The following is a 19,378-nucleotide window of genomic DNA, read 5'->3' on the forward strand; positions in this document are numbered from 1 at the left end:
TCAGGCCAGTCCAGCGACGCGCGCCACCGCGTCTGTGTCCGCCGGGGTCACGGGAGCCTCCATGGGCGGCGCATAGGCCAGGGCGGTGTCGATGTCCTTCAGGCCGTGACCTGTGACGGTGATCACCACGGTCAGGCCGCCATCGAGCCGGCCGGCTGCCTTCGTCGCGAGCAGGCCAGCCACACCGGCAGCTGAGGCGGGCTCGACGAAGACCCCTTCACGCGCAGCCAGTTCGCGCTGCGCGGAGAGGATCTGGTCGTCGGTGACAGCCTCGATCCGGCCGCCCGACTCGTCCCGGGCGGCTTCGGCCAGCGTCCAGGAGGCGGGGTTGCCGACGCGGATCGCGGTGGCCGCCGTGTCGGGGCTCTCGACGATCGCACCGCGCACGATCGGCGCGGCGCCCTCGGCCTGGAAACCCCACATCTGCGGGGCTTTCGAGGAGAGCTTGTCCTTCTTGTACTCCGAATAGCCCTTCCAGTACGCCGCGATGTTGCCCGCGTTGCCGACCGGGAGCACGTGCAGGTCCGGGGCGTCGCCGAGCGCGTCGCAGACCTCGAACGCCGCGGTCTTCTGGCCTTCCAGCCGGACCGGGTTCACCGAGTTCACCAGCGCGACCGGGTAGTGCTTGCCGAGCTCGCGCACGATCCGCAGGCAGTCGTCGAAGCCGCCGTCGATCGACACCAGCTGCGCGCCGTGCACGATCGCCTGCGCCAGCTTGCCCTTGGCTATCCGGCCGGCCGGGATCAACACCAACGGCAACAACCCGGCCCGCACTGCGTACGCCGCGGCCGAGGCGGAGGTGTTCCCGGTCGAGGCGCAGACGACGGCCTTGTCACCGGCCTGCGCGGCCAGCGAGATCGCCACGGTCATGCCGCGATCCTTGAACGAGCCGGTCGGGTTGTTCCCCTCGACCTTGAGCCAGACCTCGCAGTTGGTCTTCTCGCTCAGCCACTGCGCGGCCACCAGCGGCGTACCGCCCTCGCCGAGCGTGACCACCGGGGTGTCCGTCGAGACCGGCAGCCGGTCGCGGTATTCCTCGATCACGCCTCGCCACTGGTGTGGCCGCTGGTTCGCCATTGCGATCAGTCTCCTTCAACCCGCATGACACTGCTGACTTCGCGGACGATGTCCATCTCGCGCAGGGTCTCCACGGTCGCGGACAGCGCGGCGTCGGTGGCGGTGTGGGTGACTACCACGAGTTGCGCGTCACCACCCCTGCCCTCCTGGCGGACGGTCTGGATCGACACGTCGTGCTCGGCGAAGGCGTGGGCCACCGCCGCCAGCACACCGGCCTTGTCGGCCACGTCCAGCGACACGTGGTAGCGGGTCATGGTGGCACCCATCGGACGGGCTGCCCGCTGGGTGTACGACGACTCGCCGACCCCCGGCACGCCCTTGAGCCGGTTGCGCGCGGCGGACACCAGATCCCCGAGGACAGCGCTGGCCGTCGGGGCGCCGCCGGCACCACGACCATAGAACATCAGCTGGCCGGCCGCTTTGGATTCCACGAACACGGCGTTGTAGGCATCCCGGACGGAGGCCAGCGGATGACTGAGCGGGATCATCGCCGGGTAGACCCGGGCGCCGACCGAGTCGCTCGCCTCGTCCAGCTCGCAGATCGCCAGGAACTTCACCACGCAGCCCATCTCGCGGGCCGAGGCGATGTCGGTCGCGGTCACCTCGGTGATGCCCTCGCGGTGCACGTCGGCGATGGAAACCCTGGTGTGGAAGGCCAGACTGGCCAGCAGCGCGGCCTTTGCCGCCGCGTCGAAGCCCTCGATGTCGGCGGTCGGATCGGCCTCGGCGTACCCGAGGGCCTGGGCCTCCTCCAGCGCCTCGTCGAAGCCGGCGCCGGTGGAGTCCATCTTGTCGAGGATGTAGTTCGTGGTGCCGTTGACGATGCCCATCACCCGGACCACGTCGTCACCGGCCAGCGACTCGCGCAGCGGCCGCAGGATCGGGATCGCGCCGGCCACGGCGGCCTCGAAGTACAGGTCGCGCTCGTACTTCTCGGCGGCGGCGAAGAGCGTCGGGCCGTCCTCGGCGAGCAGGGCCTTGTTCGCGGTGATCACCGAGGCGCCGTTCTCCAGCGCGGTCAGGATCAGGCCGCGGGCGGGCTCGATGCCGCCGATCACCTCGATCACCAGGTCCAGGTCGCCGCGCGAGACGAGCGCCTGCGCGTCGGTGGTGATCAGCGCGGGGTCGACCGCGATGTCGCGGGTCCGGCCGGCCCGGCGGACCGCGATACCCGCGATCTCCAGCGGCGCGCCGACCCGGGCGGCCAGGTCGTCGGCGCGCTCGGTGAGGATCCGGACCACCTCGGTGCCGACCACGCCGCACCCGAGCAGCGCCACCTTCAGCGGCTGTTTCTCTTCTGCGAGCGGCTTGTCCGCGTTCTCGGTCATTCGGCCCCCATGTCCAGGCTGAGCAAGTCGTCCTCGGTCTCCCGGCGTACGACGACGCGCGTCCGGCCGTCCTTGACCGCGATCACCGGTGGCCGCGGTACGTGGTTGTAGTTGCTCGCCATCGACCGGCAGTAGGCCCCGGTTCCCGGTACGGCGACCAGGTCGCCCGGGGCGACATCGGCGGGCAGGAACTCGTCCTTCACCACGACGTCACCGGACTCGCAGTGCTTGCCGACCACCCGGGACAGCGTGGGGCCCTCGTCGGAGTACCGGTTGGCGAGCGTGCAGGAGTAGTCCGCGTCGTACAGAGCGGTGCGGATGTTGTCGCTCATCCCGCCGTCGACGGACACGTAGGTGCGGGACTCTCCGAAGTCGAGCGCCACCTCCTTGGTGGTGCCGACGGTGTAGACCGTGCAGACCGCAGGTCCGACGATCGCCCGCCCCGGCTCGATCGACAGCTTCGGCACCGCGAGGTCGAGCGCCTTGCACTCGTGCTCGACGATCTTGCCGAGCTCGGTGGCCAGCTGGGCCGGGTCGGACGGATCATCCTGAGTGGTGTAGGCGATCCCGAATCCGCCGCCCAGGTCGAGCTCCGGCATGTCCACGCCGAGCTCGTCGGAAACCCTTGCGTGCAAGGCGATCAGCCGCCGAGCGGCCATCTCGAATCCGGACGAGTCGAAGATCTGCGAACCGATGTGGGAATGCAGCCCGAGCAGTTCCAGCTCCGCCGTTTCGTTGATCCTGGCAACGGCATCGAACGCCTCGCCGGTGGTGATCGAGAAACCGAACTTCTGGTCCTGGTGCGCGGTCGCGATGTAGGCGTGGGTGTGTGCCTCGATACCGGCGGTCACCCGGACCATCACCGGCGCCACCACGCCCCGCTCCGCGGCGAGCCGGGTCAGCCGCTCGATCTCGTGGAACGAGTCGACGATGATCCGCCCGACCCCCGCGTCCAGTGCGCGAGCCAGCTCGGCCTCCGACTTGTTGTTGCCGTGGAACCCCAGTCGCTTGGGATCCGCGCCGGCCCGGAGGGCGACAGCGAGCTCACCACCTGAGCAGACGTCGAGGTTGAGTCCCTCCTCCATCACCCAGCGCACCACGGTTGTGCACAGGAACGCCTTGCCGCCGTAGTAGACGGCGAAGTCCTTGAATCCTTCGCGGAACGCCCGGGCCCGGGCGCGGAAGTCCGCTTCGTCCAGCAGGTAGGCCGGAGTGCCGTGCTCCGCAACCAGTTCGCGCACGTCGACGCCGCCCACTTGGAGCGCGCCGTCGGTGTTCTTGGTCGCGGTCGACGACCACAGTTGCGGGACGAGGTCGTTGACATCCTCCGGGGGACGCAACCACGACGGCCGAGGGTGCCCTGCCTCGGCCTGTCCGGACCGCACCTCGCGCGCCCTCACATCCGCTCCGGGGCGGAGACGCCGAGCAGGTCGAGCCCGTTGGCGAGAACCGTCCTGGTGGCGCCCACCAGGGTCAGGCGAGCCTTGTGCACCGGCTCGACCTCCTCGTCGCCGCGCGGAAGCACCCGGCAGCTGTCGTAGAACTTGTGGAACGCCGAAGCGGTGTCCTCGAGGTACCGGGCAATCCGGTGCGGCTCCCGCAGCTCGGCCGCGGTGGCGACCACCCGGGGGAACTCGGCGAGCGCCCGGAGCAGGTCGCCCTCGCGCTCATGACTGAGCAGGCCGGGGTCGAACTCGTCCAGCTTGATCCCGAGATCGTCCGCGTTGCGCAGGATCGAGGCGAGCCGGGCGTGAGCGTACTGCACGTAGTACACCGGGTTCTCGCTGACCTGCCGGGTCATCTCCTCGATGTCCAGCGTCAGCGGCGAGTCCACCGGGTAGCGGCACAGTGTGTACCGCAGCGGGTCGACGCCGCTCTCCTCGACCAGCTCGGCGAGCGTGACGATCGTGCCGGCCCGCTTCGACAGCTTCATCTCCTCGCCGTTCTTGAGGATCTTCACCAGCTGGCCGATCAGGATCTCGATGTTGTGCTCGGGGTCGTCACCCGCGCAGGCCGCGATCGCCTTCAGGCGGTTCACGTACCCGTGGTGGTCCGCGCCGAGCAGGTAGATCGCTACCTCGAAGCCGCGCTCGCGCTTGTTCACGTAGTACGCGGCGTCGGAGGCGAAGTACGTCGGCTCGCCGTTGGACCGGATCAGCACCCGGTCCTTGTCGTCGGTGAAGTCGGTGGTGCGCATCCAGAGCGCGTCGTCGGCCTCGTAGAGGTGGCCCTGCTCACGGAGCTTCTCGATCGCGTGGCCGACGCCGTCCTGCTCGTGCAGGCTGCGCTCGGACGTCCAGACGTCGAACTTGGTCCGGAAGTGCTCGAGCTGGCTCTGCTGCTCCTTGAGCTGACGCTCGTACCCCGCCTCGCGGAACGCGACCAGCTGCTCGTCCTCCGGCAGCTTGGTGATGTCCGGCACCTCGGCGACGATCTGCTTCGCGAGATCGTTGATGTACTCGCCGTGGTAGCCGTCCTCGGGGATCGGCTCGCCGTGCGCCGCGGCCTTCAGGGAGGCGCCGAACTTGTCCATCTGGGCGCCGCGGTCGTTCACGTAGAACTCGCGGGTGACGACCGCGCCGGCCGCGTTCAGCACCCGGGCCAGCGCGTCGCCGACGGCCGCCCAGCGGGTGTGGCCGAGATGCAGCGGGCCGGTCGGGTTGGCGGAGATGAACTCGAGGTTGATCGCCTGGCCCTTGAGGGAGTCGCTGCTGCCGTACTGCGGGCCGGCCTCCACGATCGAGGCGGCGATCTTGCCCTGGGCGTCGGCGGCGACCCGGATGTTGATGAAGCCCGGTCCGGCGATCTCCACCGCCGTGATCGCCTCGTCGTCGGTCAGCTTGGCGGCGAGCAGCTCCGCGAACTGCCGCGGCGGCATGCCGGAGCGCTTGCCGAGCTGCATCGCCACGTTGGTCGCGTAGTCCCCGTGCTCGGGGTTCTTGGGTCGCTCGACCTTCAGCTCGCCCGGCAACCCGCCGTCGACAGTGATGGTGCCGTCGTCGACGAGCGCGGTCAGGGCCTGCAGGATCTTCTCAGCGAGCTGTTCCGGAGTCACCGGCCCAGCCTAATGGCCCCGGTGCCGAACCCTTGACTCAGTATCCACAGCCCGGTACGGCAGGCACGCGAGCGCAGGTCAGGCGGGGATCAGGCGCAGGATGGCGGTCTGGCCGGAGCAGCCTGCCAGCGGGATGAGGAGTGCTGCGCAGTCGGGATCGTGGTCACGTGCTTCGCCATGGGTTCAGCCAACCGCACCACGGGGCCGCAGTACGGCGTGATGCCAGGCTCCTGCCATCAACCGGTGGCTTCCACCTGGATCAGGCTCTCGCGGGAGAGTTTGGTGTCCCAGGGGGCCGGCTGGCCGTTGACCCGGACGGTGACCGACGAGCACGCGTCGCCCAGGCACTTGCCGTCGTACCGGACGCCCCAGAGCTCGAAGAACTGCTTCAGGGTCGGCCGCTCCGCCTTCGTCTTGGCCTCGACGTAGACGACACCGTCGGTGGCGTGCGTGTGGATCGCGGCCTGCTCGGCCCGGACGCGGTCGACGCCGATGCCCGCCGGGATCTGTATCGCGTTCCCGTCGACCGTCACCGCGACCTTCACCGTGTACGGCGCCGGTCCGCTGAAGTCGAGGGGCAACCGCTCGAAACCGGCCTTGTCGATGTACGACACGGCGTCGCGCGGCGCGTCCCACGGCGGTGGCCCGGACCGGAGCTCCGCCGGCCCGGGTGGCGCGGGACCGACCTGGCAGCCGCTCACCACGGGTAGCAGGCCCACCGCGACGGCGGCCGCCAACGCGCTCGCCCGGCGCCGAGTACCCACTCTCATGGAGAGCAGGTTTTCATGCCCGGCTGCTCAGTCCTCCGACGGCATCAGGATCCAGAGCACGATGTAGATCAGGAACTGCGGGCCGGGCAGGATGCAGCTGACGACGAAGATGAGCCGCATCAAGCTCGGCTTGATCCCGAACCTGCGAGCCAGCCCGGCGCAGACACCGCCGATCCAGCGGTCGCTGGACGGACGGACCAAGGTGGTAGCCATTGTCAGAAATCCTTTCGGTGCTCGGACTTACGACCACTATGACGGTCCGGTACCCACGGTTGATCCCGCCGCGCGGAAGACCCAGGGACCGTTCAGGGTCTCCCCCGGTGCAAGACCTGGCCGAATTTCCTGGTACTGTTCTGCCGTTCCTGAGCCCCCGTAGCTCAGGGGATAGAGCACCGCCCTCCGGAGGCGGGTGCGCAGGTTCGAATCCTGCCGGGGGCGCCTTGAAAAACCGTTGCTCACGCCTCTCGATCAACTGATCGGGAGGCATTTTCCGTTTCGGGGGCTCGGTCGAGACCTGCACTGAGCTGTCGAGGGCCGGCGGCGCTCGTGGCCCCAGGCATCTGAAACCTCGGGTGGCTGACCACTGGCGGTCACCGACGCCCTCTGGGACGCTGAGACGCGGCGCTCACCGGACGACGCGTGGACCGACCTCGTGAAGGAACGACCAATGGACGCAATCACGAATGACTTCGGGGAAGTTCTCTTGTGGAGCTTCTGGTTCTTCATCTGGATCGCCGCACTGGTGGTGTGGTTCCGCTGCCTTTTCGACTTGTTCGGCGACAGATCCCTCAGTGGCTGGGCGAAGGCCGGTTGGGCGATCCTGCTCATCTTCGTGCCTTGGGTGGGCGCGCTGATCTACCTCATCGTTCGGGGCCGGAGCATGTCCGAGCGCCAGGTGAAGGCGGTTGCGCAGCGCCAGGCCGAGCAGGACAAGTACATCCAGCAGGTTGCAGGCACTTCCCAGGCCCCGGCCGAGCAGATCGCGAGCGCCAAGGCGCTGCTCGATTCCGGCACCATCACGCAGGCGGAGTACGAGTCCCTCAAGGCCAAAGCGCTCGCCTGACCGCACCGTACTCACGGCGCCAACGGCGCCTGCCGCGCTCAGCACGATAGGGCGACGTCAGGCGCCGCGCGACGCATGCAGTGAGTTTGCCCGTCAGTCCGTCGGGTTCGCTGACACCAGGGCAGCCTCGAGTTCGGCGGCAATCGCGTCCAGGTCCCGCGACATCGTGTCCGGGCTGCCGGATTCCAGCAGCTCCTGCATGTGTCCCCGGGCTGATCGTACGGCGTCTCGCAGGGCGCGCGTCCGCGTCCGGGCGGCCTCATCCGGAGCCGAAGCCTCCAGAGCGGTCAGCCGATCCTCGACCGCGGTGACCCGACTCTCCGCGATGTTCCAGCCGCCGGCGGCCTCCGCGAGCGAACCCATCTGGCGCAACTCCGGGACGAGCACGCGGGCAAACCAGGCCATCTCGTCCTCGGCCGACGCCAGGTCAGCCCGCCAGGCCCCGCGACGACGCGCCCTGACAACGAGCGGAACGGCCACGGCCACCGCGAGCACCACCGCAGCCAGCAGCCACCACAACCACGAAGGCGCACCGGACGACTCGGCCGACGAGGGCTCAACCGACGCCGAGGTCTCCGGCGACTCGGCAGACGTGGGAGCCGCGGTCGGGGAGACAGTCACCAGACGTGTCGATGTCTGGGTGGGGCCTGGCTCTGTGACCGTCGGGATCGGCGAGGCGGCCACCGGGCCACCCGGCGACCGGGTGGGGCTCGGCTCCGTCGGCGTCGGAGTCGGCGCCTCCGGGCTTACCGATGACCGGGTAGGGCTAGGTTTCGTCGCCGTCGCGGAGGGGGGCTGGGTCTCGCCGCGTCCCAGCGACCGGGTGGGACTCGGCAGCGTCGCCGTCGGGCTGGGTAGCGAGCTTGGCGAGCGCGATGACGTTGCCGTCTGGCGGTCGGTCGGGCTGTCAATGGAGCCAGTCTCTCCACAGCTACTGAGAAGCAGGGCCGCCAAAGCCAGACCAACTGCTCGCATCACCAGCGTCAGCAAGACGGTGCTGTCGGATCCGGCTCTCCTGGTCACCCTCCAGCCCTTTCGACCACCACCTGCCGACATGTCTGTGTGGCTGCCGCGACCTCGGTTGTCCAGGTGTCGATGAGCTTGAAGGGGCGTTGTGGCCTCCGGCACAGCACGCACCGACCCGTTGCCACCGGCAAGATGTTGCGGACGGCCCGGTTCGATGACACACCGGCGACACGACGACCAGGCCCGTGGCCAGCCCCACACCGCCACCCAGAACACCTCCAACCCGTGTCGGCGTCTCATGCTTGCGGCCGATCTCCACCTTCCCGTCGAGGGCAGCGCTGCCCGGCGCAGCAACCTCCCCGCTGCCCTCCCACCAGGGACGATCGCACCATCTGCGCCGGACGGACTCACCCGTACGGGACGATATCGGGACGATTGGTGCGCTGCTCGTTCTCGGCGTCTAGCCTGCTCTGAGGCAGCAGACGGCGAGTCACGGAGGGGGCGGGCGATGCCGGAGGTCGGCGGAGCGGTAGGGCTGCCGCTCTTCGGGCGGGAGCTGGAGTCGAAGCTGCTGGCCGACCTGGTCAGCGGTATCCGCGATCGCGGCGGTGCCTTGTTCCTGTCCGGCGAGGCCGGGATCGGGAAGTCGGCGTTGCTCGCCGAGGCGGGTGCGCTGGCGGCCGCCGGCGGCCTGCGGGTGATGAGAACGACCGGGGCCGAGGCCGAACAGCACCTCCCGCTCGCCGGGCTGCACCAGATCCTTCACCCGATCCGCTCGGGTCTCGACACCCTGCCCGGTCCCCAGCGCGACGCGCTCCAAAGCGCGATGGGTCTCGCCGACAGCGCCGTTGCGGACCTCTACCTGGTCGGGCTGGCGGTCCTGAATCTGCTGGCCGAGGTCGCCGCGGAGACGCCGGTGGTGCTGATCGCGGAAGACGTGCACTGGCTGGACCAGGTCAGCGCCGACGTACTCGCCTTCGTGGCCAGGCGGCTGGAGTCCGAGCCGATCGTGCTGATCGCCGCGGGTCGTGACCGCGCTGAGTCCCAACTGCTCAGCGCGGGACTGCCGTCGCTCCTGGTCGAGCCGCTGGCCGCCGAACCCGCGGCGGCGCTGCTCGTCGCGGTCGCTCCCGAGCTCGACCAGGCGGTCCAGACCCGGCTGCTCGCCGAGGCGGCCGGTAATCCGCTGGCGCTGACCGAGCTGCCCGGCACGGTCTTCCCAGATTCGTTGCTGAAGGCCACCTTGCCGTTGAACGCGCGACTCGAGGAGACCTTCGGCACCCGGGCCGCCACGTTACCCGCGGCAACCAGGACGAGCCTGTTGGTTGCCTCGCTCAACGACAGCGACTCGGTAGCGGAAGTGCTCGCCGCCGCCGCGACAATGCTCGGTACAGCGGTCGAGGCGGACGTGCTCACTCCCGCGGACGACGCCGGGCTGATCGAACTGCAGAGCAATACGCTGACTTTCCGGCATCCCCTGATGAGATCGGCGATCTCGCAGGCGACGGGAGTGGTGCAGCAGCGGGCCGCCCAGCAGGCGCTGGCCGAAGTACTGGCCGATCAGCCGGACCGACGGACCTGGCATCTGGCGGCGGCTGCCTCCGGGCCTGACGAGGGCATCGCCGTCGAGCTCGAGGCCGCTGCCGACCGCGCCCAGCGCCGAGGCGGCGTGGCCGCAGCCATCGAGGCACTCCAGCAGGCTGCCCGGCTGAGCGAGGCACCCGACCGGAAGGCGGATCGAGTACTGCGGGCCGCCGACCTCGCCGTCGAGTACGGCGACCGCGACCTTGTCCAGCGTCTCCTGGCCGAGGTCTCCCCGGCCGAGCTGTCCCCGCAGCAGCGCGCTCGGGCGACCTGGATCCGGAGCAGCTTCGACGACGGGCTGAGTGAGGACACGGCCGGCCCTATCGAGCTCGCCCGGCTGGCCGAGTCGGTGGCCGCGGACGGAGACCTCGACCTGGCGATGCGGATCCTCTGGGGTGCGGGGATGCGCTGCTTCTGGACCGAGCCCGGACCCGAGGCGCGGCAGGTCCTGATGGAGGTGGCCGACGGCCTGCCGATCGACGAACGAGACCCCGGCCTGCTCGCGATCTCGGCGTACGTCGCTCCGGTGGAGCGGGGCAAAGCTGTCGCGGCCGGGCTGATGGATCTCGCCGGCAGTACGGGCGGCGATCCGCAGGTGGAGCGTTTCCTCGGCAGCGCGGCGCTGCAGATCGGGGCGTTCGAGCTGTCCGCGCGGTTCTCCGCCGGCGCGGTGGCCGGGTTGCGTCCCCAGGGCAGGCTCGGGCTGCTGACGCGGGCTCTGGCGGTCCAGGCCTGGAGCTCGGCCCGCCTCGGCAACCTCACTGTGGCGCTGCCCGCCGCGGAGGAGGCGGCGAGGCTCGGCCGGGAGACCAATCAGCAGTTCATGTACGGGCTGGCCGTGGCCGTGCAAGCCGAGATCGCCGCCCTGCGCGGTGACTACGAGGCGGCCACGAGCTTGGCGGCGGAGGCGGAGCAGGTCGGCATCGCCGCAGGCGCCAGACCAGTACTGGCCACTGTTCAGCTGGCCCGGGGCCTGACAGCACTCGGTGAAGGCCGGTACGCCGATGCCTTCGCGGATCTCCGCCGGATCCACGATCCAGCCGACCCGGCGTACCAGGTGGCACTGCGGTGCTACGTCGTCGCGGAACTGGCGGAGGCGGCCGTGCGCAGCGGGCAGGTCGCCGAGATGCAGGACATCGTCCGCGACCTCCAGCAGGCCGCGGCCTCGACCACCTCGCCGGCTCTGCACATCGGCGTGCGCTACGTCAGTGCGGTCCTCGCGGAGGGCGACGAGGCGGAATCTCTGTTCAAGAGAGCCCTGGATGCCGAGCTGACCGGGTGGCCGCTCGAACGTGGGCGGCTCCAGCTCGCCTTCGGTGAATGGCTGCGGCGACATCGGCGTACCGCCGACTCCCGGGTGCACCTGCGGGCCGCCCGGGAGACCTTCGATGCTCTGGGCGTGATCCCGTGGAGCGAGCGAGCACGCGCCGAGCTACGCGCTGCCGGCGAGACCAGCCCACGCCGTACTCCGGACGCGCGCGACCACCTGACCCCGCACGAGCTGAGCATCGCGCAACTGGCTGCCGAGGGGCTGACCAACCGGGAGATCGGCCAGCGGCTCTACCTGTCCCATCGGACGGTCAGCACGCACCTGCACCGGATCTTCCCCAAGCTCGGGATCAGCGCGCGCGGCGACCTGGCAGCGGCGCTCGCACCGCTCGCCGGGCAGTGACGTACACCCCCACTCCTGCGCAAGCAGCCGCCCATCACCGTGCCCGCTGTCACCCTCGACGGTCTGGACGACGGGAACTTCCTGCCGACCGACGGATCCCCCTCGGCGTCGCACTTCACCGGACCCCGCGTGCACCACCAGGTCGCCGGTGCAGGGCACAACCTCCGCAGGAGAAGCCGCGCGCTTTCGCCCAGGCGATCTTCGAGGCAGCGCGGCTCCGCTGACCTACACTGAAGCCGTTTGTGGCGTCGTCTGTAGGAGGACCCCGAGAATGCCCGACTCCCGTACTCAGACGATCGCCTATCCGGCGCCCGGTTCGCGGCCGTCGCGGCGTGATCCCGAGCCGCTCGCACCGCACGTGATCGTGTTGTTCGGCGCCACCGGAGACCTGGCCAAGCGCAAGCTCCTGCCGGGCCTGGCGTATCTGCAGCAGTCCCGGTTCGCCCCCGACGTCCGGATCATCGGTACGGCGACCGAGGAGCTCACGTCGGACGAGTTCCGGGCCCGGGCGCGGGTGGCGGTGGACACCTTCGGCACGCACCAGATCACCGACGAGGAGTGGGCGCAGTTCTGCGACCGGATCGAGTATGTGCCGACCACGGCCGGGCCGGAGGCGCTCGCGGCCGCGGTGAAGACGGCGGAGAACACGCTCGGACCCGACACCTGCCGCCTGCACTACCTGTCGGTGCCGCCGAAGGCCGCGCGCTCGGTGATCCAGATGCTGCGCGACGCGGATCTGGTCGATCGGGCGCGGGTGGTGATGGAGAAGCCGTTCGGCGACGACCTGCAGAGCGCGATCGAGCTGAACGACTTCGTGCACGAGACGTTCGACGAGTCGCAGATCTTCCGGATCGACCACTTCCTGGGCAAGGAGGCGGCGCAGAACATCCTCGCGTTCCGGTTCGCCAACGGGCTGTTCGAGCCGATCTGGAACCGCAACTTCATCGACCATGTCCAGATCGACATTCCCGAGTCGCTCGGACTGGACCAGCGCGCCACCTTCTACGAGCCGACCGGCGCGTTCAAGGACATGGTCGTCACGCACGTGCTGCAGGTGCTCGCGTTCGTCGCGATGGAGCCGCCGACCGCGCTGGAGCCCCGGGCGATCTCGGAGGAGAAGAACAAGGTCTTCCGCTCGATGCTGCCGATCCACCCCGAGCACGTGGTCCGCGGCCAGTACGGCGGCTACCGCAGCGAGGAGGGGGTCGCGCCGGACTCCGACACCGAGACGTTCATCGCGCTGCAGGTCGGGATCGACAACTGGCGCTGGGCCGGCGTGCCGTTCTACCTGCGCACCGGCAAGAAGATGGCCGAGGGGATGCGGATCATCTCGATCGCCTTCAAGGAGGCACCCAAGACGATGTTCCCGGCGGGTTCGGGCGTCGGCTCGCAGGGGCCGGACCACCTGACCTTCGACCTCGCCGACTCGTCGCGGGTTTCGCTGTCCTTCTACGGCAAGCGGCCCGGACCGGGGATGCGGCTGGAGAAGCTGTCGATGCAGTTCTCCACCCAGGAGACGGAGACGGCGGGCGACGTACTGGAGGCGTACGAGCGGCTGATCCTGGACGCGATGCGCGGCGACCACACGCTCTTCACCACGGCCGAGGGCATCGAGTCGCTCTGGGAGAACTCCACGATGCTGCTGGAGGACCCGCCGCCGGTGAAGCCCTACGCTCCGGGCACCTGGGGCCCGAACGCGATCCACCAGCTGATCGCCCCGCGGGCCTGGCGGCTGCCCTTCGAACGCGAATGGCGCGAAGGCAAGAAGCCCGTCCCGGAGGGCTGACGCTCAGCGACGAGGACGCCTGGGTTGCTCAGCCACGAGGACGCCTGGGGCTGCTCAGCGACGAGGTCGGCGGAGGCCGTCCAGCGCTTCGGTGAGGGCGTCTTCCAGGTAGCTGAGGCGGTCGGTCGACTGGAGCAGGGTCGCGCCGCCGGTGACAGCGGCCAGGATGGCGGCGGCCGACTTCGCCACGTCGACGCGGGCGTCGATCTCGCCGGATTCCTTCAGCGCCCGTACTCCGGCCGCCAGGTAGGCGTGCCATTCGTCGGTCAGCGCGTTGACGATGTCTCTGGTGGCCGGGTTCGCGGTACCCAGCTGGGAGGTCAGGGCTGACAGGGCGCACGCCTGCCGTTGCGCGTCGTAGATCTGGATCACCCGGCGCCGCCAGGCCTGCCACTTGCGCCAGGTGGTGAGGTCACCGAGCTGCGGCATCTGGTCGGCGATCACCTGGCCGGCCTCGTACTGCGCGACCGCGAACATCAGGTCCGCCTTCCCGTCCGGGAAGTAGTGGAACAGCTGGCTCTTGCTCGTCGAGCTGGCCCCGCGGATGTCGTCCAGACCGACGTTCTGAACACCCTCGACCCGGATCAGCTGCGCGGCGCCCTCGACGATCCGCTGCCGGGTCGCCGCCCCCTTGGCGGTCAGCACTCGCTCCATGCCCGCCAGCCTAGCGCGACCCACCCCCTGGACCGAGCGGTCCAATCGATGCGCTACTCTGGACCTAGCGGTCCAATCTAGGATTCTGAGGAGAACCCCATGCGACTGGCAGGCAGGACGGCTCTGGTCACCGGAGCCACCAGCAACATCGGCCGGGCGATCGCCGTCGCCCTGGCCGCCGAGGGCGCCCACGTCGTGGTTGCCGGGCGCAACAAGGAGCGCGGTGACGAGGTGGTCGGCGAGATCCGCGCCGCCGGTGGCCAGGCGGACTTCGTGGCGGTGGACCTGAACGGCACGAAGGCGGCCGCGAACGAGCTGGCCGAGTCAGCCACCCGGCTGCTCGGCGGACGGATCGACGTACTGGTCAACAACGCCGGCGCCATCGACGGCGGGAAGACGACGGAGACCGACGAGGAGACCTTCGACACCGTCTACGCGGTGAACGTGAAGTCGCCGTACTTCCTGACCGCGGCGATCGCGCCCGCGATGGTCGCGGCCGGCGGCGGCACGATCATCAACCTCGGCTCCTGGGTGGCGCGGCTGGGCATCCCGGTCGGCGCGGTCTACGCCGCCAGCAAGGGCGCTCTGGAGACCCTGACCCGCGCCTGGTCGGCCGAGTACGGGCCGTCCGGGGTCCGGGTCAACGCGATCGCTCCCGGTGTCGTCCACACCGATCCGAACCACCCGGCGACCACGATGATGACCGGTACGCCGTACGGCCGGATCGGCGCGCCGCAGGCGATCGCCGACGCCGCGGTCTTCCTCGCGAGCGACCAGGCCGCGTTCATCCACGGCACCGTCCTCGACGTCGACGGCGGCCGCCTCGGTGTCGCGGTGATCGCCGGCTGACCCTCCGCGTGGCCGCCCTCCAGAAGGCTGGTGATCAGAAGAGGGCGGCTGCCGGTAGGACCTCGAGGCCCAGGCGTTCCAGGGGGTCGAGGCGCGGGAGGCCGGGGACGAAGCCGATCGCCTCGCTGAAGCCGAGGCGGTGCAGCCGGCCGAGCTCGTCGATCAGCTGATCCTTCTTCTCGCCGTGCTCGCCGACGTCGAGCATCTGGTAGACGGTCTTGGTGATCTCGTCGTAGTCGCGGCCCTCGTTCTCGCAGTGCCGCTTCAGCACGTCGAGCTTGTGCTCCAGGTCGGGTGTGTTGAAGAGATTGCACGCCTGGGCGTACTTCGCGACCAGCCGCAGCGTCTTCTTCTCGCCCCCGCCACCGATCAGGATCGGCGGGTGCGGCCGGCTCAGCGACTGCGGGACGTTGAGCAGCCGCTCGGCCTGGTAGTGCTTGCCCTGGAACGGCCCGTCGTCGTCCGACCACAGCTGCAGCAGGTACTGGAGGGTCTCCTCAAGGCGCTCGAAGCGCTCGGCGACCGGCGGGAACGCGAAGCCGAGCCCTCGGGACTCCTCCTCGTTCCAGCCCGCGCCGATGCCGAGGATCGCGCGGCCCTCGGAGAGCACGTCGAGGGTGGTGACCGCGTTGCCGAGCAGGCCGGGATCGCGATAGTGCACGCCGGTGACCAGCGTGAACAGCCGGGCGCGATCGGTGTGGCCGGCCAGAAAACCGAGCGTCGTGTACGCCTCGAGCATGTCGTTCTCGGTCGGGCCGACGCCGGGGATCTGGAAGAAGTGGTCCATCACCGCGATCGAGCTGAAGCCGGCCCGGTCGGCGGTACTCGCCACTTCGGCGAGTTCCGCCCCGAGGGCCGGGGCGCCGTTGGACCAGGTGTAGTTCGGGATCTGCAGACCGATTTTCATGGCTCAAGCCCTTCCGGATCGTCACCACCCACCTAACACCCGCCCACAACCACCACCACCCGCGGGTGCCTATCCTGACCGGATGACCTGCCGCGGCGCCGCTCCCAGCCGACCACGTCGGACCTAGCCGTGGACGCACGCCAGTTGGAGTACTTCCTCGCGGTGGTGGATCACGGTGGCGTCAATCGGTCTCGCCCGGACGCGGTCGAGGGGCTTGCGGTGCTGGACATCGTGCCGACGCGCTACACCTTCGCCCATGCGGACGCGGCCTTCGGCGCGGAGTACTACCACCCACTACCTCCCCGAAGAATCCCCAGCCGCTACTGCCGAAGCACTCCAGTCCTTCCTGTCCGAGTGAGTCGCAGGGAAGGTGATCGGACTGCGCGCAGTCAGAGCGCCGAACACGGTCAGTGCGTCGCGGATCGCGGCGACGTCGTGGGTCCGGATGAAGTCGACGCCCTGAGACGCGGCGTACAACTCTGCTGCGACGGTGGCTGGGCCGATGGCGGCAAGATCACTGCCGGTGAGGGCTCGGAGGAACGACTTCCTCGAGGGTGAGACCAGGACCGGCAGCCCGAAGCGCGCCTTCAACTGCCCGAGCGCAGCCATGATCGCCACCGATGGTTCTGGGTTGCTCCCGAGGAAGTAGCCCAAACCTGGGTCGATGATCAGTCGATCGCGGCTGACGCCCGCGGCTTGGAGCGCGGCGAGGCGTTCAGTGAAGAACTGCTCGACCTCCGGCCAGATGTCCTCTGGATCAGTCACCTTCCTGGTGGCCGGTCCTCGGCGTTGGACCGAATGCATGACCACCAGCCGGCACGGGAGTTCCGCGAGTTCCTCGTACCTGTCGTGGTCGGGGAAGCCCTGGATGTCGTTCAGGTAAGCGGCACCCCGCGCGGCGGCGTACCGCTGGGTCTCAGGGCGGAAAGAGTCCACCGACACTGGGATGCCGTCGGCGATCAACTGACCGAGGACGTCGGCCAGCCGGTGGCGCTCCTCTGCCGCGCTCACCTGCTCCGCGTCTGGGTGGCTGGACGCCGGGCCGAGTTCGACGATGTCGGCACCCGCCGCATGCAAGCGCCGCGCCTGGGCGATCGCGTCGTCTGCGGTCAGGAACCTGCCGCCATCGGAGAACGAGTCGGTGGTGATGTTGACGATGCCGACGAGCCGAGGCGCCGGGTCGGAGTACTGGACCATGCCGTGTCTCCCAGATCGATTCCAGAAGCCCAGGCGCACGGCACGACGTCTTGATGACGGGGTCGCTTCCCGATGGTTGATCCATCTCGAGACGCCAGTCACGACCCGCTCGCACCCTAGCAAGCGGGGAGTTCGGTCAGGGGGCGATTTCCAAATTGGTGATGAGGTTTTCGTCGTTGAGGGTGAAGCGGTAGATGAGGTCTACTACGCCGCCGGGGAAGTTGCCTTCCAGGTGGTTGGTGACGTCGTAGTGGGTGTCGTCGAACTTCTCCACGTGGGTGAGTTCGACCGTGTAGGTGTACTCGGTGGCGGCGGTTTCGCGCCAGTGGTGGATCTCGTCGTGGCCGCGGTAGGTCTTGTCGTCGTCGATGACGGTCGCGTCGGAGGCGAAGGCGGAGAGCAGGTCGTGGGCGTTGGCCTTGTGCGCCGGGTCGGCCTCGCGCAGGTACGTCGTGATCGCGTGCGGCAGGTGCTTCGCGGATTCGGCGGCGGTCGGGTCGGGAGGGGTGGGGATGGTCATCGGGTGCCTTCCAGCGAGAGGGTGAAGGTGGACCGGCCGTAGCCTCGGCCGTTGATCTGGAGCTCCAGGGCGTGTTCGCCCGGGTAGTACTTGCGCGTCGAGATCGGCTTGAACGAGTGCCGCTTGCCGAGCGTCACGGACTCCCCCGGCGCCAGCGTGCGGGTGGTCAGCTTGAAGACCTTCGGCGCGAGGGTGCCGTTGGCCTTGACGTGGTGGACGACGTAGTCGATCGCCAGTCGCATCTCGACCTCGCCTTCGTTGTGCGCGGTGAACTCGAACTCCAGGATCTCACCCACGCTCACGCCCGCCACGGCCAGTACCGGCCCGTCGACGACGAGACCGCTCGGCTGCTCGAATCCCAGCAGGGCAAGGGCTCCGGGGTCACCGGCCTTGATCAGCGTGCGCAGCGCATGCCGGACCAACTGGGGTGTCGTCGCCTCGGGATCCGCCAGCCAACCGCCCGCGATCTCGACCGCCAGCGCCGGGTCGGAGCGGCTGATGTCGTTCAGGTGGTTCGCGACCGAGCGACGCACGTACGCCGAGTCGTCGCGGCGCAGTATCTCGAGAATCGGCCGCGTCGCCTCGACGTTCTCCAACAACTGAGGTACCCGCTTTGCCCAGGGCAGGCGTGGTCGCGTGCCTTCGGTGGCGAGGCGCCGGACGTGTTCATCTTGGTGACCGGTCCACGTCTGCACGACAGCCAGAGTCCGATCGAGGTCGGCCGTGAGCACCGTGCGGAGCGCGAACTCCGCGGTCAGCCTGGGCGTCAGCTCGGCGAGCAGTTCGAGGCCGGCCTCGAATTCCTCAGCTTCCACGGCCCGTACTGCGACCGCCTCGGTGACCGGCCAGATCATCCAGCCGGTGAACGCGTCGTCCTCCAGCGCAGCGCGGAAGATATCCGCCAGCGGCTTGAATCCCGCGGGCAGATCCGCCAGCAGGGCGTCCCGGACCAACTGACCCCGCTCACTGAAGGAGGCCTCCGCCAACTTGCCCGGAGCGGCCCGCAGTGCGGTGAATCGCAGGTCCGGCGCCACCTTCTGAAGGCAGCCGCCGAGGGCGACCACGGACGCAGTACTGAGCATCTCTTCCGCTGTGGGCAAAGAACACCTTCTCGCGTCGCAGCCTTGTCGGCAGGAGGTCAGGAGCTACTGACTTCTAAATTAGCAGTAACAACCACGACGACCAACCGCCCCCTCCTCCACCGGCCCGGCGCCAACCACACCACCTTCGGCTTTGGGCCCGAGGGTGCCGCTGGCGGGTTGTGCGCTGGCTGGCGGTCTATAAGGCGCCAGCGGCCGAGCAACCCGCTACCGAGCCCGCCGCCCGGCCCGGATCCGCTGGCGGCACAGGTGCCGTGCAGTTGTGGGGACCGCGGACACCTTCTCGGGGGTGTGACGCCGGACGGCGGTGCGGTTGTGGGATCTCGGACACCGTGTGGGGAGCTGGGACAGGTCATGTCGTGTCCGGGGTCGCGACTTGGTGTCCGAGCCCGCACTTTGTGCACCGGTTGAGTGTCCGGGTCGCCGGGATCTGCTCAGGTGGTGCACAAGGTGCCGGTTTCGGGAGTCCCGCTTCCCCTCCGGGCAAAGGAACACCTCGAACTTCCCGGCGAGGCAACTCCCCGAACGTCTGGGCAAGCAACACCCCGAACTTCCGGCGGCAGCTCCCCGAACGTCTGGGCGAGCAACTCCCCGAGCGTCTGGGCGGAGGAGCTCCCCGGCCCTTGTCGCCACACCTCCCAGCGGCTCCGGGATAGCTGCGTTCCTTCCCTGGTCGGGGTGGTGCGGGTCCAGAGTCGGAACTTGTTCCGATCCCGAAGGGACGCGACGCGCTCTTGACGCACACCAGCCCGACCAGCACCATCACGCAGCCCGGGGACGCCCCCCTTCGGACACCCCTCGCGAAGCGACCAGTGCTGCAACGTGAGACGGGCAGCGCCGGGCTGGGGGT

The 19,378-nt window shown here is 69.2% G+C and carries 15 protein-coding genes, 1 tRNA gene, 1 pseudogene and 1 riboswitch; of the genes and pseudogenes, 5 read left to right on the forward strand and 12 right to left on the reverse strand.

Annotation, left to right across the window (positions count from 1 at the left end):
* The 6 genes from thrC to EV648_RS38915 all read right to left on the reverse strand — a co-directional run bounded on the left by thrC (position 1) and on the right by EV648_RS38915 (position 6,443).
* Positions 1-1,077, reverse strand: a complete 1,077-nt coding sequence (gene thrC, locus EV648_RS38890; RefSeq protein ID WP_132300886.1) for a threonine synthase — start codon at positions 1,075-1,077, stop codon at positions 1-3.
* Positions 1,078-1,082: 5 nt separating this feature from the next.
* The gene (locus EV648_RS38895; RefSeq protein WP_132300888.1) at positions 1,083-2,405 is read right to left on the reverse strand and encodes a homoserine dehydrogenase; all 1,323 of its coding nucleotides are present in this window, start codon (positions 2,403-2,405) and stop codon (positions 1,083-1,085) included.
* Positions 2,402-3,805, reverse strand: a complete 1,404-nt coding sequence (gene lysA / locus EV648_RS38900) for a diaminopimelate decarboxylase (RefSeq protein WP_132300890.1) — start codon at positions 3,803-3,805, stop codon at positions 2,402-2,404. The genes EV648_RS38895 and lysA overlap by 4 nt, the downstream gene beginning before the upstream one ends.
* Positions 3,802-5,460, reverse strand: a complete 1,659-nt coding sequence (gene argS, locus EV648_RS38905) for an arginine--tRNA ligase (protein ID WP_132300892.1) — start codon at positions 5,458-5,460, stop codon at positions 3,802-3,804. Before argS ends, lysA begins: the two co-directional genes overlap by 4 nt.
* A 236-nt stretch (positions 5,461-5,696) precedes the next feature.
* Positions 5,697-6,230 (reverse strand): hypothetical protein, encoded by a 534-nt coding sequence (locus EV648_RS38910; protein WP_241996048.1) that lies wholly within the window; start codon positions 6,228-6,230, stop codon positions 5,697-5,699.
* A gap of 27 nt (positions 6,231-6,257) precedes the next feature.
* The gene (locus tag EV648_RS38915) at positions 6,258-6,443 is read right to left on the reverse strand and encodes a PspC domain-containing protein (protein WP_132300894.1); all 186 of its coding nucleotides are present in this window, start codon (positions 6,441-6,443) and stop codon (positions 6,258-6,260) included.
* Between the two features lie 153 nt (positions 6,444-6,596).
* Between EV648_RS38915 and EV648_RS38920 the strand changes: the two genes are divergently transcribed.
* Both EV648_RS38920 and EV648_RS38925 read left to right on the forward strand, forming a co-directional pair.
* Positions 6,597-6,668: transfer RNA gene (locus tag EV648_RS38920), tRNA-Arg, on the forward strand.
* 229 nt (positions 6,669-6,897) lie between these two features.
* Positions 6,898-7,293: an SHOCT domain-containing protein gene (locus EV648_RS38925; RefSeq protein WP_132300896.1), complete on the forward strand. Its 396-nt coding sequence runs from the start codon at positions 6,898-6,900 to the stop codon at positions 7,291-7,293.
* 93 nt (positions 7,294-7,386) lie between these two features.
* On the opposite strand, the gene EV648_RS38930 is transcribed toward EV648_RS38925, so the two are convergent.
* Positions 7,387-7,914 (reverse strand): hypothetical protein, encoded by a 528-nt coding sequence (locus EV648_RS38930; RefSeq protein WP_132300898.1) that lies wholly within the window; start codon positions 7,912-7,914, stop codon positions 7,387-7,389.
* Positions 7,915-8,767: 853 nt separating this feature from the next.
* Here EV648_RS38930 and EV648_RS38935 point away from each other — a divergent pair.
* On the forward strand, positions 8,768-11,515 hold the full coding sequence (locus EV648_RS38935; RefSeq protein ID WP_206751959.1) for an AAA family ATPase: 2,748 nt from the start codon (positions 8,768-8,770) through the stop codon (positions 11,513-11,515).
* A gap of 271 nt (positions 11,516-11,786) precedes the next feature.
* Positions 11,787-13,301, forward strand: coding sequence for a glucose-6-phosphate dehydrogenase (gene zwf, locus EV648_RS38940; RefSeq protein WP_132300900.1), 1,515 nt, complete (start codon positions 11,787-11,789; stop codon positions 13,299-13,301).
* Between the two features lie 54 nt (positions 13,302-13,355).
* Here zwf and EV648_RS38945 read toward each other — a convergent pair whose 3' ends face one another.
* Positions 13,356-13,955 carry a TetR/AcrR family transcriptional regulator gene (locus tag EV648_RS38945; protein WP_132300902.1) on the reverse strand — a complete coding sequence of 200 codons (600 nt, stop codon included), beginning with the start codon at positions 13,953-13,955 and terminating at the stop codon, positions 13,356-13,358.
* A gap of 99 nt (positions 13,956-14,054) precedes the next feature.
* On the opposite strand from EV648_RS38945, the gene EV648_RS38950 reads away from it, so the two are divergent.
* Entirely contained in the window at positions 14,055-14,804 is a 750-nt protein-coding gene (locus EV648_RS38950) for an SDR family NAD(P)-dependent oxidoreductase (protein WP_132300904.1), read from the forward strand.
* A 34-nt stretch (positions 14,805-14,838) separates the two neighbouring features.
* Here EV648_RS38950 and EV648_RS38955 read toward each other — a convergent pair whose 3' ends face one another.
* From EV648_RS38955 to EV648_RS38975, 4 genes and pseudogenes are all read right to left on the reverse strand, one after another.
* Positions 14,839-15,711 (reverse strand): LLM class F420-dependent oxidoreductase, encoded by an 873-nt coding sequence (locus tag EV648_RS38955; RefSeq protein WP_132300906.1) that lies wholly within the window; start codon positions 15,709-15,711, stop codon positions 14,839-14,841.
* Between the two features lie 381 nt (positions 15,712-16,092).
* A pseudogene (folP, locus tag EV648_RS38965) lies at positions 16,093-16,908 on the reverse strand (dihydropteroate synthase); the annotation flags it as partial.
* Between the two features lie 20 nt (positions 16,909-16,928).
* A riboswitch (ZMP/ZTP riboswitch) is annotated at positions 16,929-17,020 on the reverse strand.
* A 24-nt stretch (positions 17,021-17,044) separates the two neighbouring features.
* The gene (locus EV648_RS38970; RefSeq protein WP_132300910.1) at positions 17,045-17,428 is read right to left on the reverse strand and encodes a nuclear transport factor 2 family protein; all 384 of its coding nucleotides are present in this window, start codon (positions 17,426-17,428) and stop codon (positions 17,045-17,047) included.
* Positions 17,425-18,528, reverse strand: coding sequence for a DNA alkylation repair protein (locus EV648_RS38975; RefSeq protein ID WP_241996049.1), 1,104 nt, complete (start codon positions 18,526-18,528; stop codon positions 17,425-17,427). Before EV648_RS38975 ends, EV648_RS38970 begins: the two co-directional genes overlap by 4 nt.
* Positions 18,529-19,378: the final 850 nt, after the last annotated feature.

The sequence above is a fragment of the Kribbella sp. VKM Ac-2568 genome (genome assembly GCF_004345365.1).
GTDB classification, from domain to species: Bacteria; Actinomycetota; Actinomycetes; order Propionibacteriales; family Kribbellaceae; genus Kribbella; species Kribbella orskensis.